The sequence below is a fragment of the Micromonospora chalcea genome, assembly GCF_002926165.1.
GTDB lineage: Bacteria > Actinomycetota > Actinomycetes > Mycobacteriales > Micromonosporaceae > Micromonospora > Micromonospora chalcea.
In genome coordinates this window covers 31,238-56,456 of sequence record NZ_MAGP01000122.1, presented here as the reverse complement: position 1 = coordinate 56,456, position 25,219 = coordinate 31,238, and the positions used below count along the sequence as shown (strand labels likewise).

General features: G+C 71.4%; 22 protein-coding genes and 1 pseudogene. 3 read left to right on the top strand and 20 right to left on the bottom strand.

Features of this window, described 5'->3' with window-relative positions:
- A pseudogene (locus tag BAW75_RS32965) lies at positions 1–170 on the top strand (anti-sigma factor family protein); the annotation flags it as partial.
- A 107-nt stretch (positions 171–277) separates the two neighbouring features.
- Here BAW75_RS32965 and BAW75_RS19430 read toward each other — a convergent pair.
- Complete coding sequence (locus BAW75_RS19430) at positions 278–967, bottom strand: anti-sigma factor family protein (RefSeq protein WP_043327293.1); 690 nt, start codon at positions 965–967, stop codon at positions 278–280.
- On the bottom strand, positions 964–1,533 hold the full coding sequence (locus BAW75_RS19425; RefSeq protein ID WP_036343884.1) for a sigma-70 family RNA polymerase sigma factor: 570 nt from the start codon (positions 1,531–1,533) through the stop codon (positions 964–966). Before BAW75_RS19425 ends, BAW75_RS19430 begins: the two co-directional genes overlap by 4 nt.
- Before the next feature lie 169 nt (positions 1,534–1,702).
- Between BAW75_RS19425 and BAW75_RS19420 the strand changes: the two genes are divergently transcribed.
- On the top strand, positions 1,703–3,826 hold the full coding sequence (locus tag BAW75_RS19420; RefSeq protein ID WP_104114452.1) for a PhoX family protein: 2,124 nt from the start codon (positions 1,703–1,705) through the stop codon (positions 3,824–3,826).
- A 73-nt stretch (positions 3,827–3,899) separates the two neighbouring features.
- Here BAW75_RS19420 and BAW75_RS19415 read toward each other — a convergent pair whose 3' ends face one another.
- The gene (locus tag BAW75_RS19415; protein WP_030503712.1) at positions 3,900–4,682 is read right to left on the bottom strand and encodes an IclR family transcriptional regulator; all 783 of its coding nucleotides are present in this window, start codon (positions 4,680–4,682) and stop codon (positions 3,900–3,902) included.
- A 153-nt stretch (positions 4,683–4,835) separates the two neighbouring features.
- On the opposite strand from BAW75_RS19415, the gene BAW75_RS19410 reads away from it, so the two are divergent.
- A complete protein-coding gene (locus BAW75_RS19410) occupies positions 4,836–6,026 on the top strand; it encodes an MFS transporter (protein WP_104114451.1) in 1,191 nt (396 codons plus the stop codon).
- 24 nt (positions 6,027–6,050) lie between these two features.
- Here BAW75_RS19410 and BAW75_RS19405 read toward each other — a convergent pair whose 3' ends face one another.
- The 17 genes from BAW75_RS19405 to BAW75_RS19325 form a co-directional block, all read right to left on the bottom strand.
- Positions 6,051–7,091 (bottom strand): polyprenyl synthetase family protein, encoded by a 1,041-nt coding sequence (locus BAW75_RS19405; RefSeq protein ID WP_043327297.1) that lies wholly within the window; start codon positions 7,089–7,091, stop codon positions 6,051–6,053.
- An 89-nt stretch (positions 7,092–7,180) separates the two neighbouring features.
- Entirely contained in the window at positions 7,181–8,734 is a 1,554-nt protein-coding gene (gene nuoN, locus BAW75_RS19400; protein ID WP_043327299.1) for an NADH-quinone oxidoreductase subunit NuoN, read from the bottom strand.
- Positions 8,731–10,263: an NADH-quinone oxidoreductase subunit M gene (locus tag BAW75_RS19395; protein ID WP_030500781.1), complete on the bottom strand. Its 1,533-nt coding sequence runs from the start codon at positions 10,261–10,263 to the stop codon at positions 8,731–8,733. The genes nuoN and BAW75_RS19395 overlap by 4 nt, the downstream gene beginning before the upstream one ends.
- Positions 10,264–10,327: 64 nt before the next feature.
- A complete protein-coding gene (nuoL, locus tag BAW75_RS19390; RefSeq protein WP_043327301.1) occupies positions 10,328–12,289 on the bottom strand; it encodes an NADH-quinone oxidoreductase subunit L in 1,962 nt (653 codons plus the stop codon).
- Positions 12,290–12,296: 7 nt separating this feature from the next.
- The gene (gene nuoK / locus BAW75_RS19385; RefSeq protein WP_013283611.1) at positions 12,297–12,596 is read right to left on the bottom strand and encodes an NADH-quinone oxidoreductase subunit NuoK; all 300 of its coding nucleotides are present in this window, start codon (positions 12,594–12,596) and stop codon (positions 12,297–12,299) included.
- Positions 12,593–13,363 carry an NADH-quinone oxidoreductase subunit J gene (locus BAW75_RS19380; protein ID WP_043327303.1) on the bottom strand — a complete coding sequence of 257 codons (771 nt, stop codon included), beginning with the start codon at positions 13,361–13,363 and terminating at the stop codon, positions 12,593–12,595. Before BAW75_RS19380 ends, nuoK begins: the two co-directional genes overlap by 4 nt.
- Complete coding sequence (gene nuoI / locus BAW75_RS19375; protein ID WP_030500778.1) at positions 13,360–14,007, bottom strand: NADH-quinone oxidoreductase subunit NuoI; 648 nt, start codon at positions 14,005–14,007, stop codon at positions 13,360–13,362. Before nuoI ends, BAW75_RS19380 begins: the two co-directional genes overlap by 4 nt.
- A gap of 1 nt (position 14,008) precedes the next feature.
- The gene (gene nuoH, locus BAW75_RS19370) at positions 14,009–15,361 is read right to left on the bottom strand and encodes an NADH-quinone oxidoreductase subunit NuoH (RefSeq protein WP_104114450.1); all 1,353 of its coding nucleotides are present in this window, start codon (positions 15,359–15,361) and stop codon (positions 14,009–14,011) included.
- A 61-nt stretch (positions 15,362–15,422) separates the two neighbouring features.
- Entirely contained in the window at positions 15,423–17,933 is a 2,511-nt protein-coding gene (locus tag BAW75_RS19365) for an NADH-quinone oxidoreductase subunit G (RefSeq protein WP_104114449.1), read from the bottom strand.
- Positions 17,933–19,249, bottom strand: coding sequence for an NADH-quinone oxidoreductase subunit NuoF (nuoF, locus tag BAW75_RS19360; protein ID WP_043327309.1), 1,317 nt, complete (start codon positions 19,247–19,249; stop codon positions 17,933–17,935). The genes BAW75_RS19365 and nuoF overlap by 1 nt, the downstream gene beginning before the upstream one ends.
- A complete protein-coding gene (gene nuoE / locus BAW75_RS19355) occupies positions 19,246–20,361 on the bottom strand; it encodes an NADH-quinone oxidoreductase subunit NuoE (protein ID WP_043327311.1) in 1,116 nt (371 codons plus the stop codon). The genes nuoF and nuoE overlap by 4 nt, the downstream gene beginning before the upstream one ends.
- Positions 20,358–21,683, bottom strand: coding sequence for an NADH-quinone oxidoreductase subunit D (locus BAW75_RS19350; RefSeq protein ID WP_043327313.1), 1,326 nt, complete (start codon positions 21,681–21,683; stop codon positions 20,358–20,360). The genes nuoE and BAW75_RS19350 overlap by 4 nt, the downstream gene beginning before the upstream one ends.
- Positions 21,680–22,408: an NADH-quinone oxidoreductase subunit C gene (locus BAW75_RS19345; protein ID WP_043327315.1), complete on the bottom strand. Its 729-nt coding sequence runs from the start codon at positions 22,406–22,408 to the stop codon at positions 21,680–21,682. The genes BAW75_RS19350 and BAW75_RS19345 overlap by 4 nt, the downstream gene beginning before the upstream one ends.
- Complete coding sequence (locus tag BAW75_RS19340; protein WP_013283602.1) at positions 22,405–23,085, bottom strand: NuoB/complex I 20 kDa subunit family protein; 681 nt, start codon at positions 23,083–23,085, stop codon at positions 22,405–22,407. Before BAW75_RS19340 ends, BAW75_RS19345 begins: the two co-directional genes overlap by 4 nt.
- Positions 23,086–23,096: 11 nt before the next feature.
- The gene (locus BAW75_RS19335) at positions 23,097–23,462 is read right to left on the bottom strand and encodes an NADH-quinone oxidoreductase subunit A (protein ID WP_013283601.1); all 366 of its coding nucleotides are present in this window, start codon (positions 23,460–23,462) and stop codon (positions 23,097–23,099) included.
- Between the two features lie 119 nt (positions 23,463–23,581).
- Positions 23,582–24,856 (bottom strand): geranylgeranyl reductase family protein, encoded by a 1,275-nt coding sequence (locus tag BAW75_RS19330; protein ID WP_104114453.1) that lies wholly within the window; start codon positions 24,854–24,856, stop codon positions 23,582–23,584.
- Positions 24,857–24,990: 134 nt separating this feature from the next.
- A complete protein-coding gene (locus BAW75_RS19325; RefSeq protein WP_030500769.1) occupies positions 24,991–25,209 on the bottom strand; it encodes a hypothetical protein in 219 nt (72 codons plus the stop codon).
- Between the last annotated feature and the right edge of the window lie 10 nt (positions 25,210–25,219).

Below are 25,219 nucleotides of genomic sequence, written 5' to 3'. Positions count from 1 at the left end.
TGGTGGCGCACGGCCCGGACGGCGCGACGGAGCAGATCGGCTCCTGGCTCGCCGCCCCCGGCGACGACCTGCGGTTCTCCGGGGTAACCCGGTTCACCAAGGGTGAACTGGTCTGCCTGGAACTCCTCCGAGCCGCCAATTCCCCCGTCCTGGCTTACGACTTCCGCTGACCGCCGTCCCCCTCCCCGTTGATCTTGCACTTACCGCCACGGCGAAAGGGACCAATCACCCGCGCCGAGGGCCGCAACTGCAAGATCAACGGGGAGGGGGACGGCGGTCAGCGGAAGTCGTAAGCCAGGACGGGGGAATTGGCGCCTCGGAGGAGTTCCAGGCGGACCAGTTCACCCTTGGTGAACCGGGTTACCCCGGAGAACCGCAGGTCATCGCCGGGGGCGGCGAGCCAGGAGCCGATCTGCTCCGTCGCGCCGTCCGGGCCGTGCGCCACCAGCCGGAACGTGTACGCCTCCCGGTGCCCGGCCCGCCTGTCGTAGCCGCAGTGCATGGTGACCTCGGTGCCCCACGGCGTCTCGGTCAGCCCCACCTCGGCGTGCACCGGCACCGTCCCGGCCACCGGCCGCATGGAGGTCAACGCCACCTGCGGCGTGGACGGCTCGGCCGGCGGCTGGACCAGCGCCACCCCGACGCCGGCCAGCACCGCGAGCGCGGCGGCGGCGAGCGCGGTCAGCGCGTACCGGCGGCGGGAGCGGGACCGCTCGCGGCGCTTGCGCTCCCGCGCGGCGTCGAGCAGCGCGGGCACCCGCGACGTCTCCGGCCCGACCTCCAGGAACTGCTCCAGGCCGGCCGGGTCGAGCCGGCCCAGCAGGCCGGGCAGCACGGCGATCTCGGCCACCGCCTCCCGGCACTGGGCGCAGCCGGCCAGGTGCCGCTCGTAGGCGACCCGGTCCGCCGGGGCGAGGGCACCAAGCACGTACGCCCCGTCGTCGTGCGCGAACTCGCAGCGTGTCATCCGGTCACCCCCATCTCGGCCAGCGCCAACCGTAGTGAGCGCAGCGCGTAGTGGGTACGCGACTTCACCGTGCCGGGCGGTACGCCCAGCCGCGCCGCCGCCTCCGCCACCGAACGCCCCTGGTAGAAGCACTCGACGAGCACTTCCCGATGGGTCGGGCTGAGCCGGTTGAGCGCCTCGGCCACGGTCCACGCCTCCACCGCGCGCTCCGTCTCGTCGACCGTCTCGGCGGTCTCCGGCAGTTCGTCCGTGTACACCTCGCCGACCCGGGCCGAGCGCCGCCGCCAGGCGTCGATGGCCAGGTTCCGCGCCGTGGTGAACAGCCAGGCGCGCACCGAGCCGCGTCGCGGGTCCAGCGACTCGGGGTGCCGCCAGGCGCGCAGCAGCGTCTCCTGCACCAGGTCCTCGGCGCGGGGCCGATCGCCGTTGACCAGCCGCAGGGCGTGCGCGTACAGCGCGTCGGCATGCTCGTCGTGCAGCGCGCGCAGCAGTTGGGCGTCGTGGTCGCTGATGGCGGTACCTCGCTTCCGGCGGCGGGGAGACCGGCGATGTGTACGCCCTTCCATACGTGCCGTGTCGCCGAACGGTTCAGCCGCAGGTCACGACGGAGCTGTTCACGTCCGGTTCAGCTGCGGGCCGACCGCCGCTCACGGCGCCCTGGCAGCGTCCGGCGGGTGAGCGCGGGCTCCCTCGCCCGTGCGCCTTCCCCCTCGTCCGATCTGGAGGCTCCACCTCATGAGCGACCGGCCTCGCCTGCTTCCGCTGCTCGGTGGCACCCGCCACGGCAGCCGCGACGCGATGACCTGTCTGTACCGGTGCGGCAACGCCTGCGACCACCCGGTGCCCAACCCGACCGACAACCCGTACTTCGGGGACGTGGTCGACACCGAGATCTCCCGGCGCGGCGTGGTCCGGGCCGGCGCGGTCGGCGCGCTGGTGCTCGGCTTCGGCGGCGCCGCGGCGGGCGCGCTGGCCGGGTCCCCGGCGGCCGCCGCCCCCGCCGCTCCGCCGGTGCCCGGCGAGGGCGGGGTGGCCGCCACCGGCCCGGGGCGTCCCGGCAGCGGCGCACTGACGTTCAAGCCGATCCCGCCGAACAAGCTCGACACGCTCGTGGTGCCGAACGGGTACGACCACTCGGTGGTGATCCGCTGGGGTGACGAGGTCGTGCCCGGCGCGCCCGCGTTCAACCTGGGCCGGCAGACCGCCGCCGCCCAGTCCAAGCAGTTCGGCTACAACAACGACTTCGTCGGCGTGCTGCCGATCGACCGTCGGCGCGCGCTGCTCGTGGTGAACCACGAGTACACAAACGAGGACCTCATGTTCCCCGGCTTCACCAGCCAGGACGCGCTGACCGTGGAGCAGGTGCGGGTGGCGATGGCCGCGCACGGCATGTCAGTGGTCGAGTTGGAGCGGGTGGAGAACACCGGGCAGTGGCAGCCGGTACGGCGCGGTCGGCGCGAGTACAACCGCCGGGTCACGGCGCTGGCGACGAAGTTCGAGATGACCGGCCCGGCGGCCGGGTCGGCGTGGCTGCGTACCGCCGCCGACCCGAAGGGCCGGACCGTCGTCGGCACGCTCAACAACTGCGCCGGCGGCGTCACCCCGTGGGGCACTGTGCTCTCCGGCGAGGAGAACTTCAACCAGTACTTCGTCGGCGGCGACGCGGTGGCCGAGGAGCAGAAGGCGAAGCTGACCCGCTACGGCATCCCGACCGACGTGCGCTACCCGAGCGGCAGCCGCAAGTGGGACCGGGCGGACGAGCGCTTCGACCTGGCCCGGCACCCCAACGAGGCGAACCGGTTCGGCTGGGTCGTCGAGATCGACCCGTTCGACCCGCAGTCCAAGCCGCGCAAGCACACCGCGCTGGGCCGGTTCAAGCACGAGGGCGCGAACGTCATCGTGGCGCGCGACGGCCGCGTGGTCGCGTACATGGGCGACGACGAGCGCTTCGACTACCTCTACAAGTTCGTGTCGGACAAGAAGTTCATGCCGGGCAAGTCCTCGGTGGCCCGGCGGCACAACCTGACGCTGCTGGAGTCGGGCACGCTCTACGTCGCCAGGATCGAGGGGGACAGCCCGGCGGCCGAGATCGACGGTTCCGGCAAGCTCCCGGCCGACGGCGGCTTCGGCGGCCGGGGCCGCTGGATCAAGCTGGTCAGCGGCAACCGCTCGTACGTCGACGGCATGACCGCCGCCGACGTGCTCACGTTCACCCGGCTGGCCGGGGACAAGGTCGGCGCGACGAAGATGGACCGCCCCGAGGACGTCGAGCCGAGCCTGCTCACCGGCAAGGTGTACGTGGCGCTGACGAACAACAGCGACCGCGGCAAGGCGGGCAAGGCCCCGGCTGACGAGGCGAACCCGCGCAACAGCAACCGGCACGGGCAGATCCTGGAGCTGGTCGAGGACCGCGGCGACAACACGGCCGAGACCTTCGCCTGGTCGCTGCCGATCGTCTGCGGCGACCCGGCCGACGCCTCGACGTACTTCGCCGGGTACGACAAGACCAGGGTCTCGCCGATCTCCTGCCCGGACAACGTCGCCTTCGACGCCACCGGCAACCTGTGGATCTCGACCGACGGCAACGCGCTGGGCAGCAACGACGGCCTGTTCGCCACCGCCGTGGAGGGCCCGGAGCGAGGTCACCTGAAGCAGTTCCTCACCGTGCCGCTCGGCGCGGAGACCTGCGGCCCGTTCATCACCGGTGACAACCGCTCGGTCTTCGTGGCGGTGCAGCACCCGGGCGAGGTGACCGGCGCGTCGGTGGAGAACCCGGCCTCCACCTGGCCGGACGGCGACTTCGCCAAGCCCGGCGTGGTGGTCGCCTGGCGCCTCGACGGCGGCCCGGTCGGCAGCTGACCCACCCCGGGAGCGGTCCGGCGCTGGTCCGCTCCGCGAGGGGCCGTCGACCCACCAGGTCGGCGGCCCTTCGTCAGTTCTCGGAGGCGATGCCGTCGGCGATCGACCTGGCGGCGGTGAGCAGCTTCGCGCGGACCACCCGGGCCGAGGTCATCATCTCGCCGGCCGGCAGCGCGCACGCCAGCACCACCCGGCGCTCGATGTCCTTGTCCGGGGCGACGAGCACCGCCGCGCACGCCACGCCCTGCCGGAACTGCCCGAGTTCCAGTTGCATGCCGCGCCGGTCACCGGCGGCCAGGTCGGCCTCGAACGCCTCCACGGTGGTGAGGGTGGCGGTGGTGAACGGGCGCATGCCGTACTCGCGCAGGTAGCGGAAGCGCTGTTCGGTGGTGAGCGTGGCGAGCAGGCTCTTGCCGAGCGCGGTGGCGTGGGCGCCCTCGTCGAAGCCCGGCACCAGGTCTTCCAGGAAGGGCGAGCGCGGTCCTTCGGCGGAGGCGGTCACCGCCACCTGCCCGCCGATGAAACGGCCGAGGTAGTGGCTCCAGCCGGTGTCCGACGCCGCGCGGCGCAGCGCCTCGCCGACCGCGGGCGGCCCGCGGAACGCGGTGACCAGCTCGCGGTAGCGGTCGGCGACCTCCAACCCCACGATGTACGTCCCGTCCTCGCGCCGGATCACGTAGCCCTCGTACGCGAGCGTGCGCACAAGGTGGTAGGTGGTGGCGACTGTCAACTCGCAACGCCGGGCGATCTGCTTCACGGTGAGCCCTCTCGGCGCACGGCCGACCGACTCGAGCACTCGAAGCGCGCGGGACACGCTGCGGATCAGGTCCGAGGGTTCCGCCAAGGGGTCGCGCACAACCACCTCCGCCGCCGGGGACTTACACCATATGAAAAACCGGCCGAGTGCGAAATGCCTGTTCGGATGGAGGATGCCAGATCACCGGACACAGACGGTAGGTCGACGGACACGATGAGCAGCCAAAACGTGCGGGCGTAGGGTGTGCTCGCAATGACTGAAACAGTTTCGCAAGACGCGCCCGCGTCGGCCCGGCGGGCGGTCCGGGCGGGCGTCGGCGCCACCGTGACCACGATCGTGTGCGTCCTGCCCGTCTTCCTCGTCGGCGGGCTCGCCGTGCAGCTCGGCGACGAACTCCGGTTCAGCCCGGCCGGCCTGGGCCTGGCCGTCTCGATCTACTTCGGCGTGAGCGCGCTCGCCTCGGTGCCCTCCGGGGCCCTGGTCGAGCGGTACGGCCCGGCCACCGTCGCCCGCGCCGGCATCCTGCTCTCCGCCGCCTCCCTGCTGGCCGTGGCCGGGCTGGCCCGGTCGTACCCGATGCTGGTGACGCTGCTGGCGCTCAGTGCCGCCGCCAACGCCCTCGGACAGCTCGCCAGCAACGCCGCGCTCGCCGAGCACGTGCCCGCCCACCGGCAGGGGCTCTCGTTCGGCGTGAAGCAGGCCGCCATCCCGGTCGCGACGCTGCTGGCCGGCGTGGCGGTCCCCACCGTCGCGCTCACCGCCGGCTGGCGCTGGGCCTTCGTGGTCGCCGCCGGGGCGGCGCTGGCCGCGCTGCCGGCCGTACCCCGGACCGGACGGGACCGGCACGCCCGGGCCGCCTCAGGGGGCCGCTACGGCGGCACCGCCCCGCTCGTGGTGATCGGGCTGGCCGCGACGCTGGCGGCGGCCGCGGCGAACGCGCTGGGCACGTTCCTGGTCGACTCGGCGGCGACGCGGGGTCTCTCCCCCGGCCTGGCCGGCCTGACGCTCACGCTCGGCAGCGCGGTGTGCGTGCTGGCCCGGGTGGGCGTCGGCTGGCTCGCCGACCGGCGGGCCGACGGGCACGTCGGGCTGATCGCCGGGATGCTGCTGACCGGGTCGGTCGGCCTGATCCTGCTCGCGGTGGCCGGCTCCGCGCCGCTGGTCGCGGGCGTGGTGCTCGGCTTCGGGCTCGGCTGGGCCTGGCCCGGGCTGATGAACTTCGCGGTGGTCCGGCTGCACCCGCAGGCCCCGGCCGCCGCCACCTCGATCACCCAGACCGGCGTGTACGCGGGCGGTTGCCTGGGCCCGCTCGGCCTGGGCGCGCTGGCCGGCGCGGCCGGCTACCCGGCGATGTGGCTGACGGCGGCGGCAGCCATGCTCGTGGCCGCCGTGCTGATGCTGCTCGGCGCCCGCCTGCTCCGCCGCGCCCCCGCGCTCGGCTGACCGCCCTCGCCCTGGGTGCGGGGGTCAGCTGGTGCGGTCGGCGATGTAGTCGCAGAGGGACTCCAGCGCGCGGCGCGCCGGGCTCTCGGGCAGCGGGGCCAGCCGGGCCCGCGCGTCCTCGGCGTAGCTGCGCACCGTCTCCCGGGCCCGCTTGAGCGCCGGGGACTCCCGCAGCAGGCCGAGCGCCTCGGCGTGCAGCGCGTCGTCCACCAGCGGGCCGGTGGCCAGGATCTCCCGCAGCCGTACGCTCGCCGCGTCCGCGTCGTCCGAGGCCAGCGCGTAGAGCACCGGCAGGGTGGGCACGCCCTCGCGCAGGTCGGTGCCGGGCGTCTTGCCGGACTGGATCGACTCGCTGGAGATGTCCAGCAGGTCGTCGGAGAGCTGGAACGCGACGCCGATGATCTCGCCGTACCCGGCGAGCGCCTCGATGTGCTCGGGCGACGCGCCGCCGAACATGCCGCCGAAGCGGGCCGACGTGGCGATCAGCGAACCGGTCTTCTCGGCGATCACGTGCAGGTAGTGCGCGACCGGGTCGTCGTCGCGCGGGCCGACCGTCTCGGCGATCTGGCCGTGCACCAGCCGAGCGAACGTGCGCGCCTGCAGGCGCACCGCCTCCGTGCCCAGTTCGGCGGCGATGTCCGCGGCCCGGGCGAAGAGGTAGTCGCCGACCAGGATGGCCACCGAGTTGGTCCAGCGGGAGTTGGCGCTCGGCGCGCCCCGCCGCACGGCGGCCTCGTCCATCACGTCGTCGTGGTAGAGCGTCGCCAGGTGGGTGAGTTCCATCACCACGGCGGCCGGGACGACCTGCGCGGCCTCCGGGTCGCCGAACTGGGCGCTCAGCGCCACCAGCAGCGGGCGGAACCGCTTGCCGCCGGCCTCGACCAGGTGCCGGGACGCCTCGGTCACCAGCGGGTCAGCGCTCGCCACGCTCGCCCGCAGGCTCGTCTCGACCCGGTCGAGCACGCCCAGCACCGAGGCTTCGACGCGCGGGTCCGCGAGGTGCAGGCCGAGCGCGCCGAACTGACCTGAACGCTCGCCAGCCGGATTCGCCACGTCCTCAACCATGCCACACCCGTTCGACCTGCTCGTCGAGGGGGATACGGGCCGGGGGCCGGCACGCCACGGCGTACCGGCCCCCGGTGGGATCACGTCGGTCATCTGACGAATTCGGCAGCACCGGTGGTCAGGTCGAGCAGCGGACCGGGGACCACACCCAGCGCCAGCGTGGCCACCACGCCGATGACCAGCGCCGCCGAGGTGAGCGCGCCCGGCACGGTCACCGTCGGGGTGGACTCGCCCGGCTCGGACAGCCACATCATCACCACGACCCGCAGGTACGGGAAGGCCAGCACCATGCTGGTCAGAACACCGGCGATCACCAGCCACGCCTGGTTCGCCTCCAGGGCCGGGCCGAAGACCGCGAACTTGCTGGTGAAGCCGCTGGTCAGCGGGATGCCGGCGAAGGCCAGCAGGATGAACGTGAAGATCGCCGCGAAGAAGGGCGAGCGGCGGCCCAGCCCGGCCCAGCGGGACAGGTGGGTGGCCTCCCCGTCGGCGTCGCGCACCAGCGTCACCACGGCGAACGCGGCGAGCACCGAGAAGCCGTACGCGGCCAGGTAGAACATCGTGCCGGAGAGCCCTTCACGGCTCGGCGCCAGCACACCGACCAGCAGGTAACCGGCGTTCGCGATGGACGAGTACGCCAGCAGCCGCTTGATGTCCGTCTGGGTGACCGCGAGCACCGCGCCGACCAGCATGGTCAGCACCGCGATCGCGCCGAGCACCGGGGTGAAGTCCCAGGACGCCCCGGCGAACGCCACGTGGAAGACGCGCAGCAGCGCGCCGAACGCGGCGACCTTGGTGCAGGCGGCCATGAAGCCGGTGACCGGAGTCGGCGCGCCCTGGTAGACGTCCGGCGTCCAGACGTGGAACGGCGCGGCGGCGGCCTTGAACAGCAGGCCGATGGCGAGCAGCGCCATGCCGGCGAAGAGCAGCACCGGGCTGGACGAGGAGTCGGTGACCGCCGCGTGCACGGTGGCGAAGTCCACGCCGGCCCCACGGCCCGGGATGCCGGAGGTGAAGCCGTAGATCAGGGCGACACCGAACAGGAAGAACGCCGAGGCGTACGCGCCGAGCATGAAGTACTTCAGCGCCGCCTCCTGGCTCAGCAGACGCCGGCGGCGGGCCAGCGCGCAGAGCAGGTAGAGCGGCAGCGAGAAGACCTCGAGCGCGATGAACATGGTCAGCAGGTCGTTCGCCGCCACGAAGATCAGCATGCCGGCGATCGCGAACGACATCAGCGGGTAGACCTCGGTGGCGCCACCGACGCCCTCGGCCTGCCGGCGGTCCTCGGCCGACTCGGCGGTGACCGCGGCGTGCGCCACGAACGCGCCGCCCCGCTCCACCGTGCGCTCGCCGACGAGCAGCAGCGCCATGACGGCCAGGACCAGGATCGCGCCCTGGAGGAACAGCGTGGGCCCGTCGACCGCGATGGCCCCGCCGATGGTGATGAGCCGGGCGTCCGCGTTCAGGATCACCATCACGATCGCCGCAAGCATCGCCACCAGGGCGAGCCCGAGCTGCACCGCGTTGCGCAGCCGACGCGGCACGAACGCCTCGACCAGGATCCCGACCAGGGCCGCGCCCAGCATGATCAGGATCGGAGCGAGCGCCGCGTAGTCGATCGACGGCAGCTTCAGTTCACTCACTTCGCGGCCTCCTGGACGCTGCCGACCTCAGGGGCGGGATCGGACTTGCCGACGTCCTGCATGGTCGCCTGGACGGCGGGGTTGATGACATCGGTGACCGGCTTCGGGTAGAAGCCGAGCAGCACGATCAGCGCGATCAGCGGCGCGACGACGACCTTCTCGCGCAGCGTGAGGTCCCGGCGCATGCCCTCGACCTCGGTCAGCGCCGGGTTCAGCGTGCCCTGCGTGGTGCGCTGCACCATCCACAGCACGTACGCCGCCGCCAGGATGATGCCGAGCGTGGCGATCACCGCGACCGGCTTGTTGACGGTGAACGTGCCGATCAGCACCAGGAACTCGGAGACGAACGGCGCCGTGCCGGGCAGCGCCAGCGAGGCCAGACCGGCGAAGAACAGCACGCCGGCCAGCACCGGCACGAGCTTGCCCGCGCCGCCGAAGTCGCTGATCAGGGCCGAGCCGCGCCGGGCGATCAGCATGCCGACCACCAGGAACAGCAGGCCGGTGGCCAGGCCGTGGTTGAGCATGTAGAGCACCGCGCCGGTGCCGGCCTGGGTGGTGAAGGCGAAGATGCCGATGCCGATGAACCCGAAGTGCGCGATCGAGGTGTACGACACCAGCCGCTTCAGGTCGTTCTGGCCGACCGCCAGCAGCGCGGCGTAGATGATGCCGATGACACCCAGCGCCAGCGCCCACGGCGCGAACCACCGCGACGCCTCCGGGAACAGCGGGAGGCAGTAGCGCAGGATGCCGAACGTTCCGACCTTGTCCAGCACGCCGACCAGCAGCGCGGCGGCGCCGGCCGGGGCCGCGCCACCGGCGTCCGGCAGCCAGGTGTGGAACGGGAAGAACGGCGCCTTGATCGCGAAGGCGACGAAGAAGCCGAGGAACAGCCAGCGGGCCGTGTCGGTGGCGAACTCCGCCTGGCTCAGCGCCTGCCAGTCGAAGGTCTTCCCGCCGACCACCCAGAGGCCGATCACCGCGGCCAGCATGAACAGACCGCCGACCAGCGAGTAGAGGAAGAACTTCACCGCCGCGTACTGCCGCTGGTGGCCGCCGTAGCTGCCGATCAGGAAGTACATCGGCACCAGCATGACCTCGAAGAACACGTAGAACAGGAAGACGTCGGCGGCGGCGAAGACGCCGATCATCGTGCACTCGAGGACGAGCAGCAGCGCGAAGTAGGCGGGCACCGAGCGCTTCGACGCCTCGGCGTCGTGCCAGGACGCCAGGATCACCAGCGGCACCAGGATCGCGATCAGCATCAGCATGACCAGCGCGATGCCGTCCACCTCGAAGGTGAAGTTCACGCCCCAGTTCGGGATCCACGGGTACGACTCGCGGAACTGGAACCGGTCACCACCGGCGGAGAAGGCGAACCACATCACCACCGAGAGCACCAGCACCAGCAGCGACCAGCCGAACGCCACCAGCTTGGCCAGGTCCGGACGGCTGCGTGGCAGCAGCGCCACCACCAGGGCGCCGACCAGCGGCGCCACGGTCAGCACCGAGAGGAACGGGAAGTTGGACATTATTCGGCCTTACCTCCGTCGTGACTGCGTGGCCCGCCGGCGGGGGCGGCCGCGTTGAGGTCGATCACGCCAGCCACCCCGCCTGCACCGCCAGGAACGCCGCGACCACGAGCAGCGCGCCGGTCAGGATCGAGGTCGCGTACGACCGCACGAAGCCGGTCTGCAGCCGCCGGAGCCGGCCCGAGCCCCCGCCCACGGCGGCGGCCAGGCCGTTGACCAGCCCGTCCACGCCCCGGTTGTCGAGGAACACCAGCGCCCGGGTGAGGAAGATGCCCGGCTTCTCGAAGACCGCCTCGTTGAAGGCGTCCGTGTAGAGGTTCCGGCGCGCGGCGGTGACCACCACGCCGGCCGGCTGCGGCTCGGTGGCCGTACCGCCCCGGAACAGGAACCAGGCCAGCCCGGCGCCCAGCACGGTGACCAGCAGCGACAGCGCGGTGAGCAGCCAGTGCGCCAGCACCGGCGCGTGCTCCCCGCTCTCGCCGCCGAGCCCGTTGGTGGCGGTGAGCCAGTCCGGCACGGAGGTGGCGAGCAGGAAGCCCGCGCCGACCGAGCCGATCGCCAGCAGGATCAGCGGGATCGTCATCAGCTTCGGCGACTCGTGCGGGTGCTCGATGTCCTCGGTCCAGCGCTTCGGGCCGTGGAACGTGAGCACGAACAGCCGCGTCATGTAGAACGCGGTGAGCCCGGCGCCGAGCAGCGCGGCCAGGCCGAACAGCCAGGCCGTCCAGCCCTCCCGCTCGAACGCGGCCACGATGATCGGCTCCTTGGAGAAGTAGCCGGAGAACGGGAACATGCCGATGATGGCGAGCCAGCCCATCATGAACGTCAGCCAGGTGACCTTCATGTACTTCGACAGCCCGCCGAAGCGGCGGATGTCCACCTGGTCGTTCATGCCGTGCATGACCGAGCCGGCGCCGAGGAACATGTTGGCCTTGAAGAAGCCGTGCGCCAGCAGGTGCACGATGGCCAGCGCGTACGCTCCGCCGCCGAGCCCGACGCCGAGGAACATGTAGCCGATCTGGCTGACCGTCGACCAGGCCAGCACCCGCTTGATGTCGTCCTTGGCCGCGCCGATGATGCAGCCCATCAGCAGCGTGAGCGCGCCGACGCTGACCACCACGAGCTGGAGCGTCTCGTTGGCCGAGAAGATCGCGTTGGAGCGGGCGATCAGGTAGACGCCCGCGGTGACCATGGTGGCCGCGTGGATGAGCGCGGACACCGGGGTCGGGCCCTCCATCGCGTCCGGCAACCACGCCTGCAGCGGGAACTGGCCGGACTTGCCGGCCGCGCCGAGCAGCAGGAGCAGGCCGAGCACCAGCACGGTGGTCGAGGTCATCGAGCCGACCCCGTTGAACACCTCGTCGTACTGGGTGGTGCCGAGCATGGCGAACATGATGAAGATGCCGATGGCCAGGCCGGCGTCGCCGACCCGGTTCATCAGGAACGCCTTCTTGCCGGCGGTGGCCGCGCTCGGCCGGCCGTACCAGAAGGAGATCAGCAGGTACGACGCCAGACCGACGCCCTCCCAGCCGAAGTAGAGCATCACGTAGTTGTTGCCGAGCACCAGCAGCAACATCGCGGCGACGAACAGGTTGAAGTACGCGAAGAACAGTCGCCGGCCCGCGTCGTGCGCCATGTACTCCACGGCGTAGAGGTGGATCAGGAAACCCACCCCGGTGATCAGCAGGACGAAGACCGCGGCCAGCGGGTCGAAGAGCAGACCGAAGTCCACCCTCAGGTTGCCGACCGCCATGAAGTCCCAGAGGCTCAGCTCGACCTGCTTGTTCTCCAGGCCGCGAAGCTGGAAGAAGTAGGTGAGACCGAGCAGGAAGGCGGCGCCGATGGCGCCCACGCCGAGCCAGTGGCCCCAGCGGTCCGCCCGCTTGCCGAGCAGCAGCAGGATCGCCGCGCTGACCAGCGGGATCGCCACCAGCAGCCAGACCGAGCCCAGCATCCCGTCCGCCGTGGCGAAGGTGACGGCCTCGGCTGGCTCAGACTGGGCGATCGTCAGAATCTGTTCCACCACGAGCCCCTCAGTACTTCAGCAGGTTGGCGTCGTCGACGCTCGCCGAGCGCCGGGTACGGAAGATCGCCATGATGATCGCGAGACCGACCACGACCTCGGCCGCCGCGACCACCATCACGAAGAACGCCATGATCTGGCCGTTCAGGTCGCCGTTGATCCGGCTGAACGTGACCAGGGTCAGGTTGGCCGCGTTGAGCATCAGCTCGATGCACATGAACAGCACGATCGCGTTGCGCCGGACCAGCACGCCGACGGCGCCGATGGTGAACAGCACCGCCGCGAGGATCAGGTAGTAGTCCGGGGTCATTTGTCCGTCCCCTTCGGTGCGGTCTCCTCGGCCGTCAGCTCGCGCACCGGCAGGATCTCCGGGATGCTGCGGTCGGTCAGCCGGCCGTCGGGCAGGCGGGCCGGGGTGGCCACCGAGGAGGAGGTGGCGTAGACACCCGGGCCGGGCTTCGGGCCGGGGTAGTTGCCGGGGCGGAACCGCGCCTTCATGGTGGCGATCTGGTCCATCCGGTCCGCCTTGCGCCGCTCGACGTGCGCCAGCACCATCGCGCCCACCGCGGCGGTGATCAGCAGCGCCGAGGTCAGCTCGAAGGCGAAGACGTACTTGGTGAACAGCAGCCGGGCGATGCCCTGCACGTTGCCCTCGGCGTTCGCCTCGTCGAGCCCGGCCGCCGGCACGCCGTCGAGCGCGCGGTACAGGCCGCTGCCCACCAGGCCGGCGAAGCCGAGCCCGAGGACGACGGCGGCGACCCGCTGGCCGCGCAGCGTCTCGATGAGCGAGTCGGAGGCGTCCCGGCCGACGAGCATCAGCACGAACAGGAACAGCATCATGATCGCGCCGGTGTAGACGATGATCTGCACCATGCCGATGAACGGCCCCGCCTGGAGCACGTAGAACACGCCCAGGCAGAGCATGGTCAGCACGAGCCAGAGCGCGGAGTGCACCGCGTTGCGGGCCCACACCATGCCGACCGCCCCGAGCAGGGCCAGCGGGGCGAGAATCCAGAAGGTGACCTCCTCACCCCCGGACACCTGGCCCGCAGCGGCGAGCACCGTTGCCGAGGTCATGCCTTGCCTCCCTTGCCCGCCGCGGCGGCGGACCGCTGCTCGGCCTGCTCGGCGCCGGGGAAGGTCACGCCGGGGTGCTCCTCCACCTGGTACCGGCCGGGGCCCATCGGCGAGCGCTCGGCACCGGCCGAGGTGCCCGGGTTGGTCAGCGCGCCGACGTAGTAGTCCTTCTCGCTGTCGCCCAGCCGCATCGGGTGCGGCGGCTGCTCCATGCCTTCGAGCAGCGGCGCGAGCAGCTGCTCCTTGGTGAAGATCAGGTCCTGCCGGTTGTCCCGGGCCAGCTCGTACTCGTTGCTCATGGTGAGCGAACGGGTCGGGCAGGCCTCGATGCAGAGCCCGCAGAAGATGCACCGGGCGTAGTTGATCTGGTAGATGCTGGCGTACCGCTCACCCGGGGAGAAGCGCTGCTCCTCGGTGTTGTCGCCACCCTCCACGTAGATCGCGTCGGCCGGGCAGGCCCAGGCGCACAGCTCGCAGCCGATGCACTTCTCCAGCCCGTCCGGGTGCCGGTTGAGGATGTGCCGCCCGTGGTAGCGCGGCGCCGAGACCGGCGGCTTGAACGGGTAGTCGGTGGTGACGACCTTCTTGAACATGTGCGAGAAGGTGACACCGAAGCCCTTGAACGTTCCGGTGATCGCGCCCACGTCACACCTCCCTGGAGTCCGGGCCGGCGACCACGTTGGCCGGCTCCCGCTCGGCGAGCACGCGCTTGGTACGCGGGCTCGGCGGAACCTGAAGATCCATCGGCGGCAGCGGGAAGCTGCCGTACGGCCGGCTGTCCGCCTGCTCCTGGGGCGACTGCTTCAGCTCCTTCTTCCGGCTCGGCCAGAAGAGCGTGACCAGCAGCAGCACGCCCGCGCCGACGGCGGTGACGAGCAGCCGGTCCCGGGCCTGCCAGTCCTCGATCGAGCGCAGCCCGGCGAGCACCATGATCCAGACCAGGTTCAGCGGCAGCAGCACCTTCCAGCCGAAGCGCATGAACTGGTCGTAGCGGAGCCGGGGCAGCGTGCCGCGCAGCCAGACGAAGACGAACACCAGCAGGATGACCTTGCCGAAGAACCACAGCATCGGCCACCAGCCCTCGTTGGCGCCCGACCAGATCGTGATCGGCCACGGCGCGTGCCAGCCGCCGAGGAACAGCGTCACGGTGAACGCCGACATGGTGACCATCGCGACGTACTCGCTGAGCATGAACAGCGCGAACTTCAGCGAGCTGTACTCGGTCTGGAAGCCGGCCACCAGCTCCGACTCCGCCTCGGGCAGGTCGAACGGCGCCCGGTTGGTCTCACCGACGATGGCGATGAAGAACATGATGAAGCTGGGCAGCAGCAGGATCGCGTACCAGCCGGGGGCCGCGACCTCGAAGCCGCCGATGCTCAGCCGGGTGCCGTCGCCCTGCGCGGCGACGATCCCGCTGGTCGACATGGTGCCGGCGGTCATGAAGACCGCGACCACGCTCAGGCCCATGGTGACCTCGTAGGACACCAACTGGGCGGCGGAGCGCAGACCACCGAGCAGCGGGTAGGTGGAGCCGCTGGCCCAGCCGCCGAGCACGATGCCGTACACGGCCAGCGAGGAGAAGGCCAGCACCACCAGCACCGCCACCGACACGTCGGTGACCTGCAGCGGCGTGCGGTGCCCGAAGATGCTCACCATCGGCCCGAACGGGATCACCGACAGCGCGGTGACCGCGCAGACCACGGAGATCACCGGGGCGAAGAAGTAGACCACCTTGTCGGCCTTGCGCGGGAGGATGTCCTCCTTGAAGGCCAGCTTCACGCCGTCGGCGAGCGTCTGGAGCAGACCGAACGGTCCGGCCTGGTTGGGGCCGGGCCGCACCGCCATCCGGCCCACGACCCGGCGCTCGAACCAGACGCCCAGCAGCGTGGCCGCCACGGCGACGACGAACGCGAAGAGGATCTTGCCGAGGACCAGCCACCACGGGTCCTTGCCGAAGTCGGCAAGCGTCGGGTCCTGCGCCGCGAGGTAGAGATTCACTGCACCGACCTTTCGTTCGCGACCGCGAGGCGTACTCGCTCCGCTCGTTGCCTGCGCGCGCTCACTGTGCACTCCCGGTGTTCAGCAGCGGGCCCGGCCGGTCCGCGGCGTCCGCCGCGACCCGCCCCGCCGGGACGGCCGAACCGCCGGCGGCGCCGACGGAGACCTTCACCAGCGAACCGGACGTCGCGCCGAGGCTGCGCCGCACGGTGGAGCCGGGCGAGTTGGTCGGCAGCCAGACGACGCCGTCCGGCATCTCGGTGATCGCCGCCGGCAGCGTGACCGCGCCCCGGTCGGTGCCGACGGTGACCGCGTCGCCGTCGGCCACGCCGAGGGACTCGGCGGTGCCCTTGCCCAGCCGGACCACCGGCGGGCGGGCGGTGCCGGCGAGGTGCTCGTCGCCGTCGGTGAGGCTGCCCAGGTCGATGAGCTGGTGCCAGGTGGACAGCACGGCCTCGCCCGCGCCCGGCTGCCGGACGGCGGCCGGCTCGACCGAGGGCGCCGACGGCCGCTCGACCCGGGTACGCGGCAGCGTGCCCAGCTCGCGGCGGATGCTCGGCACGTCGCCGGTGCCCAGCCGCACGTCGAGCTGCGCGGCGATCGCGTCCAGGATCCGGGCGTCGGTCATCGCGCCGGTGTCCAGCACCTTCTCGAACGTGCGCAGCCGGCCCTCCCAGTCCAGGAAGCTGCCGGCCTTCTCGACCACCGGCGCGACCGGCAGGACCACGTCGGCCCGGCGCGACACAGCGCTCATCCGCAGTTCCAGGCTGACCAGGAACGGCACCGCGTCCAGGGCCTTCTCGGCCAGGCGCGGGTCGGCCAGGTCGGCCGGGTCGACACCGGCCACCACCAGGGCGCCGAGCTGACCGTTCGCGGCGGCGGTGAGGATGCCGTCGGTGTCGCGGCCGGCCTGGCTCGGGATCACCCCGGCCGGGATGTCCCACGCCTCGCCCAGTTCCGCGCGGGCGGCCGGCTCGGTGACCACACGGCCGCCGGGGAGCAGGTTGGGCAGGCAGCCCGCGTCGACAGCGCCGCGGTCACCCGCGCGCCGCGGCACCCAGACCAGCCGGGCACCGGTACGCCGGGCGACGTCCGCCGCCGCCGACAGCCCGCCCGGCACCTCGGCCAGCCGCTCGCCGACGATCAGGATCGCGCCGGGCTTACCCAGCGCCTCCGCCACCGTGGCGTGCTCGGCCAGCACGCCGGCCTCCTCGCCCGGCACCACCCGGGCGAGCTTCGCCCCGAGCTTCTCCAGGCCGCGCGTCGCGAACGGCGCGATCGCGTACACCGTGAGCTTCTTCTTCAGGTACGCCTTGCGCAGCCGCAGGAAGAGGATCGGGCACTCCTCCTCCGGCTCCAGGCCGACCAGCACCACGGCGGGCGCGTTCTCCACGTCCGTGTAGGTCACGTCGGTGACCCCGGCGACGCTGCTGGCCAGGAAGTCGGCCTCCTCGCGGGAGACCGGGCGGGCCCGGAAGTCGATGTCGTTCGTGTGCAGTGCGATCCGGGCGAACTTCGCGTACGCGTAGGCGTCCTCGACGGTGAGCCGGCCGCCGGTCAGCACCGCCGTGCCGGTCGCGCCGTCACGGGCCTCGCGCAGCCCCTCGGCGGCCCGGGTCAGCGCCTCGCTCCAGGACGCCTCGCGCAGCTCACCGGTCTTCTCGTCGCGCACCATCGGGGTGCTGAGCCGGTCGAACGCGCGGGTGTACTGGAAGCCCCAGCGGCCCTTGTCGCAGTTCCACTCCTCGTTCACCGCCGGGTCGTCGCCGGCCAGCCGGCGCAGCACCTTGCCGCGCCGCCAGTCGGTGCGCTGGGCGCAACCGGCCGAGCAGTGCTCGCAGACGCTCGGCGTGGAGACCAGGTCGAACGGGCGGGCCCGGAACCGGTACTGCGCGCCGGTCAGCGCGCCCACCGGGCAGATCTGCACGGTGTTGCCGGAGAAGTACGAGTTGAACGGGACGTCCCCCTCGTCGCCCTCCTCGCCGTACTCCTCGTCCCGGTAGATGTTGATCTCCTCGTGCGAGGAGCGGCCCATCAGGTCGATGAACTTGTCCCCGGCGATCTCCTCGGAGAACCGGGTGCACCGCTGGCAGAGCACGCAGCGCTCGCGGTCGAGCAGCACCTGGGTGCTGATCGGCAGCGGCTTCGGGTACTCCCGCTTGTGCTCGTGGAACCGCGAGTCCGTCCGGCCGGTGGACATCGCCTGGTTCTGCAGCGGGCACTCGCCGCCCTTGTCACACATCGGGCAGTCCAGGGGGTGGTTGAGGAGCAGCAGCTCCATCACCCCCTCCTGGGCCTTCTTGGCGACCGGGGAGGTGAGCTGGGTCCGCACCACCATGCCGTCGGCGACGGTCTGGGTGCAGGAGGCGACCGGCTTGCGCTGGCCCTCCACCTCCACCAGGCACTGCCGGCAGGCGCCGGCCGGGGCCAGCAGCGGGTGGTCGCAGAAGCGGGGGATCTCGGTGCCCAGCTGCTCGGCGACCCGGATCAGCAGCGCCCCCTTGGGGGCGGTGACCTCGACGCCGTCGATGGTCAGCGTGACGGTCTCGGTCTGCTTGGCTACGTCGGTCATCAGTGCGCCCCTACCAGGGTCTTCTCCGACAGCTTCGGAGCGGTACGTCCCTCGATGTAGTCGAGGTAGTCCTGCTTGAAGTACTTCAGCGACGAGGTGACCGAGCTGGTCGCGCCGTCACCCAGACCGCAGAACGAGCGGCCGAGGATGTTGTCGCAGGTGTCGAGCAGGGTGTCCAGGTCCTCGTGGGTGCCCTGGCCGGACAGGATGCGCCGGTAGACCCGGACCATCCAGTAGTTGCCCTCCCGGCACGGGGTGCACTTGCCGCACGACTCGTGGTGGTAGAACTCCAGCCACCGGTAGGTCGCGTACACCGGGCAGTCCTGGTCGGAGAAGATCTGCGTGGCGGTGGTGCCCAGGATCGAGCCGGCCCCCGCCACCCCCTCGAAGTCCAGCGGCACGTCCAGGTGCTCGGCGGTCAGCAGCGGCGTCGACGAGCCACCCGGGGTCCAGAACTTCAGGTTGTGCCCCGGCTTCATCCCGCCGGCCAGCTCGATCAGCTCGCGCAGCGTGATGCCCATCGAGCACTCGTACTGGCCCGGGTTCGCGATCCGGCCGGACAGCGAGTAGATCATCGGGCCGGACGACTTCTCCGTGCCCATCGTCTTCCACCAGTCCGCGCCACCGAGCACGATGTACGGCACGCTGGCGATGGTGCCGACGTTGTTGACCACGGTCGGGCTGGCGTACAGGCCGTGGGTCGCCGGGAACGGCGGGCGCAGCCGGGGCTGGCCGCGGAAACCCTCCAGCGAGTCCAGCAGCGCCGTCTCCTCACCGCAGATGTACGCCCCGGCGCCGGAGTGCACCACCAGGTCCAGGTCGAACCCGGAGCCGAGGATGTTCCGGCCGAGGTAGCCCTTGGCGTACGCCTCGGCGACCGCGCTGCGCAGCCGCCGCGCGGCGTGCACGGCCTCACCGCGGATGTAGATGTACGCCCGGTTGGCCCGGATCGCGTACGAGGCGATGATGACGCCCTCGACCAGCGAGTGCGGGTCGTAGGTCATCAGCGGCAGGTCCTTGCAGGTGCCCGGCTCGCCCTCGTCGGCGTTCACCACCAGGTAGTGCGGCTTGCCGTCGCCCTGCGGGATGAAGCCCCACTTCAGGCCGGTCGGGAAGCCCGCGCCGCCACGGCCGCGCAGCCCGGAGTCCTTGACCAGCTGGATCAGGTCGTCCGGGTGCGCCTTGAGCGCCTTGCGCAGGGCGGCGTAGCCGTCCAGGTTCTCGTAGGTGCCGATCCGCCAGGCGTCCGGCGACAGCCAGCGCTTGGTGAGCACCGGCGTGAGCTTGGCCAGCGTCTCCGGCCGAGGCGTGGTCACTTGCGGACCCCCGATCCGTTGGCGTCCGCCGGGTCGGCGCCGTCCGCGCCCGTACCGGCCTCCGCTTCCTTGAGGTTGCGCTCCTGCGCGCCGGCCGCGTCGCCGGCGGGCTTGCCGTCGCCGGCCGGCGGGTTCGCCGCCGTGCCGGCCGCCTCCGCCGCCTGCGCGTCGCGCGGCACCGGCGGCGGGCCGTCCACCGGGATCTTGGTGCCCGGCGCGTCCGGTACGGCGGTGGCCGCGTCCGGCTGCCGGGTCTCGGCGGTACGCACCTGCGGCGACTTGGCGTCCGGCGCCTTCACGTCCGGCGCGGTGCTGCCGGTGGCCGCCTCCGGCAAAACCTGCTCGGCGGCCTTGGCCGGCTCGGGCGCGGGGGCCGGCTTCGCGGCCTCGGCCTTCGCCTTCGCCTCGGCGGCGGCCCGGTCGGCCTCGGCCTTGCTGCGGATCGGGGTCTTCGGGTCGAAGCCCGGCACCGAGACGCCGTGCTGCTCGGCCAGGCGCAGGCCGCGCAGGCTGGGCTCGCCCGGCCCGCCGTCGGCCACCGCGCCGTCGCGCTCGTCGGCGAAACCGGCGAGCTGGACCGCCATCTCCTTGAGCGTGCACAGGCGCGCGCCCCGGGTCGGCATCGGCCGGCCGCCGGCCCGCAGCTCCTCGACCACGTCGAGCGCGCCCTGCGGCTCCACGTTGTCGAAGAAGTCGTAGTTCACGGTCATGACCGGGCCGTAGTCGCACGCCGCCAGGCACTCGGCGTGCTCCAGGGTGATCTTCCCGTCGGCGGTGGTCTCCTCGTGCCCGACGCCGAGGTGCTCGGCCAGGGCGTCGTAGACCTTCTGCCCGCCGAGCACGTCGCACATGGTGTTGGTGCAGACGCTGACCAGGTATTCACCGGTGGGCTTGCGCTTGTACATGGTGTAGAAGGTGGCGACGGCGCCGACCTGGGCCTTGTTCAGCCCGAGCACCTCGGCGCAGAACTCGACACCGGCCGGGGAGACGTACCCCTCCTCGGACTGGACCAGGTGCAGCAGCGGCAGCAGCGCCGAGCGGGACCGGTCGGCCGGGTACCGGGCGATGATCTCCCGCGCCCGGAGCCGGGTCTCTTCAGTGAACGTGCTCATCGGTCACAACCACCCATCACGGGGTCCAGCGAGGCGCCGCCGGCGATCACGTCGGCGATCAGGCCGCCCTCGGCCATCGCCGGGAGGGCCTGGAGGTTGACGAAGCTCGGCTCCCGGTAGTGCACCCGGTAGGGCCGGGTGCCGCCGTCGGACACCGCGTGCACGCCGAGTTCGCCGCGGGGCGACTCGACGGCGACGTACACCTGGCCCGGCGGGACCCGGAAGCCCTCGGTGACGAGCTTGAAGTGGTGGATCAGCGACTCCATCGACTGACCCATGATCTTCGCGACGTGCTCCAGGGAGTTGCCCATGCCGTCAACGCCGATGGCGAGCTGCGCCGGCCAGGCGATCTTCTTGTCGGAGACCATCACCGGGCCCGGCTTCAGGCGGTCCAGCGCCTGCTCGACGAGCTTCAGCGACTCCCGGATCTCCGCGACCCGGACCAGGTAGCGGCCCCACACGTCACCGTCGGTGTGGGTCGGCACGTCGAACTCGTACGTCTCGTAGCCGCAGTACGGCATGGTCTTGCGCAGGTCCCAGGCGAGGCCGGCGGAGCGCAGCACCGGGCCGGTGACGCCGAGCGCCATGCAGCCGGTCACGTCGAGGACCGCCACGTTCTGCGTCCGCTCCAGCCAGATCGGCTGACCGGAGAGCAGGTTCTCGTACTCCTTGAGCCGCTTCGGCATCAGCTGGAGGAAGTCGCGGATCTTGCGGATCGCGTCGTCCGGCACGTCCTGCGCCACGCCGCCCGGCCGCACGTACGCGTGGTTCATCCGCAGGCCGGTGATGGTCTCGAAGATGTCGAGGACGTACTCCCGCTCGCGGAAGCCGTACAGCATCATGTTGATCGCGCCCAGCTCCATGGCGGTGGTCGCCAGCCAGACCAGGTGCGACGAGATCCGGTTGAGCTCCATCATCAGCACGCGGATGGTGTTCGCGCGCTCGGTGATGTCGTCGGTGATCCCGAGCAGCTTCTCCACCGCGAGCGCGTACGCCGTCTCGTTGAACAGCGGGGAGAGGTAGTCCATCCGGGTCACGAACGTCGAGCCCTGGACCCAGTTGCGGTACTCCAGGTTCTTCTCGATGCCGGTGTGCAGGTAGCCGACGACCGAGCGGGCCTCGCGGACCGTCTCGCCCTCCAGCTCCAGGACCAGCCGGAGCACGCCGTGGGTGGACGGGTGCTGCGGGCCCATGTTGACGACGATCCGCTCGTCGTTGATCGGGTCCGTGCCGGAGACGACCTCGTCCCAGTCCCCGCCGGTGACGGTGAAGACCTTGCCCTCGGTGGTCTCGCGCTCGGTCGCGTAGTTAGACGTGGTCACTGGTACGACCTCCTACGGTCCGGCGGCGGGATTTCCGCACCCTTGTACTCGACCGGCACGCCGCCGAGCGGGTAGTCCTTGCGCTGCGGGTGACCCTCCCAGTCGTCCGGCATGAGGATCCGGGTCAGGGCGGGGTGGCCGTCGAAGACGACGCCGAACATGTCGTACGTCTCCCGCTCCTGCCAGTCGGCGGTCGGGTAGACGGCGGTGACGCTCGGTACGTGCGGCTGCTCGGCGGAGACCGCCACCTCCAGCCGGACGATGCGGCGGTAGGTCATCGAGGTCAGCTGGTAGACCACGTGCAGGCGCCGTTCCGCGCCCAGGTAGTCCACGCCGGACAGCGACGAGAGCAGCTCGAAGCGCAGCGACAGGTCGTCGCGCATCACCTGGCAGACCTCGGCGATGCGCTCCGGGCGTACGTGCAGCGTCAGTTCGCCCCGGTCGACCACGACCTTCTCGATCGCGTCGTTGAAGTCCGGGTACGCCTCCTCCAGCGCGTCCCGCACCTCGTCGAAGTAGCTCCCGTACGGGCGGGTCGCCTCCTCGATCGGCTTGCGCTGGCGGACCAGCCCGCCGTAGCCGGAGACGTCACCGGTGCCCTGGTTGCCGAACATCCCCCGGCCGGCCGGGCTGGCCGGCGGGTACTCGGCCGGAGCGGTGGAGCTGGCCCCGACCGGGGTGGTCGGCACCGGCACCCCGCCGTCGTTGGTCTTGTCGTTGCTCATTTCGGGCCCCTATGCGACGCCTGAAGGTGGTTCTGCGCCTTCATCCAGTTCTCGATCCGCAGCTGCTCCTCGCGCCCCTCGCGGACGGCCTTCGTCCACTCGGCACGGCGGGCCTTGTCGCTGCGGTACGACGAGGGCATCGAGCCGTACGGCACGACCGGCACGTCACCGCGCGCCTGGCGGGCCTCCAGCATCTTGCGGCCGTTCGGGCCCAGCGGCTCGTGCATGATCTTCTCGCGCAGCTTGAGCACGGCGTCGATGAGCATCTCGGGCCGGGGCGGGCAGCCGGGCAGGTACATGTCGACCGGGACGACGTGGTCGACGCCCTGCACGATGGCGTAGTTGTTGAACATGCCGCCGCTGCTGGCGCAGACGCCCATCGAGATGACCCAGCGGGGCTCGGCCATCTGGTCGTAGATCTGGCGCAGCACCGGGGCCATCTTCTGGCTCACCCGGCCGGCCACGATCATCAGGTCCGCCTGGCGGGGCGAGGCCCGGAAGACCTCCATGCCCCAGCGGCCCATGTCGTAGTGCGGGCCGCCCGCCGCCATCATCTCGATGGCGCAGCAGGCCAGACCGAACGTCGCGCCCCAGACCGAGGTCTTCCGCGTCCAGTTGACCAGCTTCTCGACGCTGGTGAGCAGGACGCCGGAGGGGAGTTTCTCCTCGATGCCCATCTGCTACCTCCTCAGTCCCAGTCCAGGCCGCCGCGACGCCAGACATAGGCGTAGGCGACGAAGACCGCGACGATGAACAGGACCATCTCCACGAAGCCGAAGATCGGCAGAGCGTCGAAGGAGACCGCCCAGGGGTAGAGGAAGATGATCTCGATGTCGAAGACGATGAAGAGCATCGCCGTCAGGTAGAACTTGATCGGGAACCGGCCGCCGCCGACGGGCTGCGGGCTCGGCTCGATGCCACACTCGTACGCCTCGAGCTTGGCCTTGTTCAGACGCCGCGGGCCGGCGAGTCGGGCAGCGGCCACGGAGAACAGCGCGAACGCCGCAGCGAGGGCGAACAGCCCGATGATGGGTGCGTAAGGAGAGAGCGTCATCGTTGTCCCCTGCTCGTCCTTCCCTGACCTCGGTGGTTGGCCAAAATCACACTATTCACGTCCCTGAGACCTCGGTCGTCGGGGGGTCGATCTCTGTCCGGCTCGTGGTCGGTCGTCTTCTACACGGCCGGGGCCACCTTCGTCATCGCGTTGATGACCCGGTCCATCGCGTCCCCGCCGCGCGGGTCGGTCAGGTTGGCCAGCAGCTTGAGCACGAAGCGCATGAGCATCGGGTGCGGCATGCCGTGCTTGGTCGCCATCCGCATGATCTCGGGGCGGCCGATGAGCTTCACGAACACGCCGCCGAGCCGGTAGTAGCCGCCGAAGCGGGCCTTCAGCTCCTGCGGGTACGCCATCAGCGCCCGCTCCCGTTCCGCGCCGGCCGGGCGGGCCAGCGCCTGCACCATGACCTCCGCGGCCATCTCGCCGGACTCCATCGCGTACGCGATGCCCTCGCCGTTGAACGGGTTGACCATGCCGCCGGAGTCGCCGACCAGCAGGACCCCGCGGGTGTAGTGCGGGACCCGGTTGAAGCCCATCGGCAGCGCGGCCCCGAGGGTGGGACCCTCCGCGTTGGACTCGTCGGTCATCCCCCACTCCTCGGGGGTGTTCGCGAGCCAGTCGGTGAGCAGCTTGCGGTAGTTCGTCTTGCCGAACGCGGAGGACGAGTTCAGCACGCCGAGGCCGACGTTCACCCGGCCGTCGCCGAGGCCGAAGATCCAGCCGTAGCCGGGCAGCAGCGCGTCGCTGCCCTTGGCCCGCAGCTCCAGCCACGACTCCAGGTAGTCGTCGTCGTGCTTGGCGGGCGAGCGGTAGTAGCGGCGGACCGCCACGCCGATCGGGCGGTCCTCCCGCTTGGCCAGCCCGAGGGCGAGCGGGAAGCGGCCGGAGACGCCGTCGGCGGCGACCACGAGCGGCGCGTGGAAGGTGGCGGGCTCCTTGTCCGGGCCGACCTCGACCTGCACGCCGATCACCCGGTCGTCGGCACCGAGCACCGGGCCGAGGACGTTGACGCTGGTGCGCAGCTTCGCCCCGGCGGCGACGGCCCGCTGCGCGAGCAGGTCGTCGAAGTCGAGCCGGGTCCGCACGAGGCCGTAGTTGGGGAAGCTCGCCAGGTCGGGCCAGTCCAGCTCCAGGCGCACCCCGCCGCCGATCACCCGCAGGCCCTTGTTGTGCAGCCAGCCGGCCTCGGGCGAGGTGTCCACGCCCATCCGGATGAGCTGGCGCACGGCCCGGGGCGTGAGCCCGTCGCCGCAGACCTTCTCCCGGGGAAACTCCGTCTTCTCCAGCAGCAGCACGCGTACGCCGTGCCGCGCCAGGTGGTACGCCGTGGCCGATCCTCCGGGACCGGCGCCCACGACGATGACGTCGGCGTCGTTCTCCACCGCGGTCATCCGCGCCTCCTCCCGCATGCTCGTGAAATGCTTCACAAGCCCATCCGGATGGAGTCTATGACCGCTGTTACACCAGGACGCGTTGAGGGGGGCCTAACTTCGCGGAAACGGGCCGGTAGGCGGGCCGAAACCGGTCAGGGGCGAGCCGGCGCGGCCGGTCCGAGCCCGGCGTCGAGCCGGATCGCCTCGGGCAGGTGGTCACGCAACGCGCCACCTGCCGCACGGTCGAGCGCCGCCAGCACCTCGGCGACGACCTGCCGGACATCAGCGGGATCCGCGCCGGCCAACTCGCGGAGCTGGGCGATCAGCTCGGCGGCGTCGTCGTCGGTGGCGGCCTGGTCTGGTCCCGTCATGCAGGCGAGC

What these genes read in the sequence shown, in the direction of transcription:
- BAW75_RS19430 (WP_043327293.1), bottom strand. Translation starts at nt 967, where the DNA reads ATGACACGCTGCGAGTTCGCGCACGACGACGGGGCGTACGTGCTTGGT.
- BAW75_RS19425 (WP_036343884.1), bottom strand. Translation starts at nt 1,533, where the DNA reads ATGGAAGGGCGTACACATCGCCGGTCTCCCCGCCGCCGGAAGCGAGGT.
- BAW75_RS19420 (WP_104114452.1), top strand. Translation starts at nt 1,703, where the DNA reads ATGAGCGACCGGCCTCGCCTGCTTCCGCTGCTCGGTGGCACCCGCCAC.
- BAW75_RS19410 (WP_104114451.1), top strand. Translation starts at nt 4,836, where the DNA reads ATGACTGAAACAGTTTCGCAAGACGCGCCCGCGTCGGCCCGGCGGGCG.
- BAW75_RS19405 (WP_043327297.1), bottom strand. Translation starts at nt 7,091, where the DNA reads ATGGTTGAGGACGTGGCGAATCCGGCTGGCGAGCGTTCAGGTCAGTTC.
- BAW75_RS19395 (WP_030500781.1), bottom strand. Translation starts at nt 10,263, where the DNA reads ATGTCCAACTTCCCGTTCCTCTCGGTGCTGACCGTGGCGCCGCTGGTC.
- nuoK (WP_013283611.1), bottom strand. Translation starts at nt 12,596, where the DNA reads ATGACCCCGGACTACTACCTGATCCTCGCGGCGGTGCTGTTCACCATC.
- BAW75_RS19380 (WP_043327303.1), bottom strand. Translation starts at nt 13,363, where the DNA reads ATGACCTCGGCAACGGTGCTCGCCGCTGCGGGCCAGGTGTCCGGGGGT.
- BAW75_RS19365 (WP_104114449.1), bottom strand. Translation starts at nt 17,933, where the DNA reads ATGACCGACGTAGCCAAGCAGACCGAGACCGTCACGCTGACCATCGAC.
- nuoE (WP_043327311.1), bottom strand. Translation starts at nt 20,361, where the DNA reads ATGAGCACGTTCACTGAAGAGACCCGGCTCCGGGCGCGGGAGATCATC.
- BAW75_RS19345 (WP_043327315.1), bottom strand. Translation starts at nt 22,408, where the DNA reads ATGAGCAACGACAAGACCAACGACGGCGGGGTGCCGGTGCCGACCACC.
- BAW75_RS19340 (WP_013283602.1), bottom strand. Translation starts at nt 23,085, where the DNA reads ATGGGCATCGAGGAGAAACTCCCCTCCGGCGTCCTGCTCACCAGCGTC.
- BAW75_RS19335 (WP_013283601.1), bottom strand. Translation starts at nt 23,462, where the DNA reads ATGACGCTCTCTCCTTACGCACCCATCATCGGGCTGTTCGCCCTCGCT.
- BAW75_RS19330 (WP_104114453.1), bottom strand. Translation starts at nt 24,856, where the DNA reads ATGACCGCGGTGGAGAACGACGCCGACGTCATCGTCGTGGGCGCCGGT.
- BAW75_RS19325 (WP_030500769.1), bottom strand. Translation starts at nt 25,209, where the DNA reads ATGACGGGACCAGACCAGGCCGCCACCGACGACGACGCCGCCGAGCTG.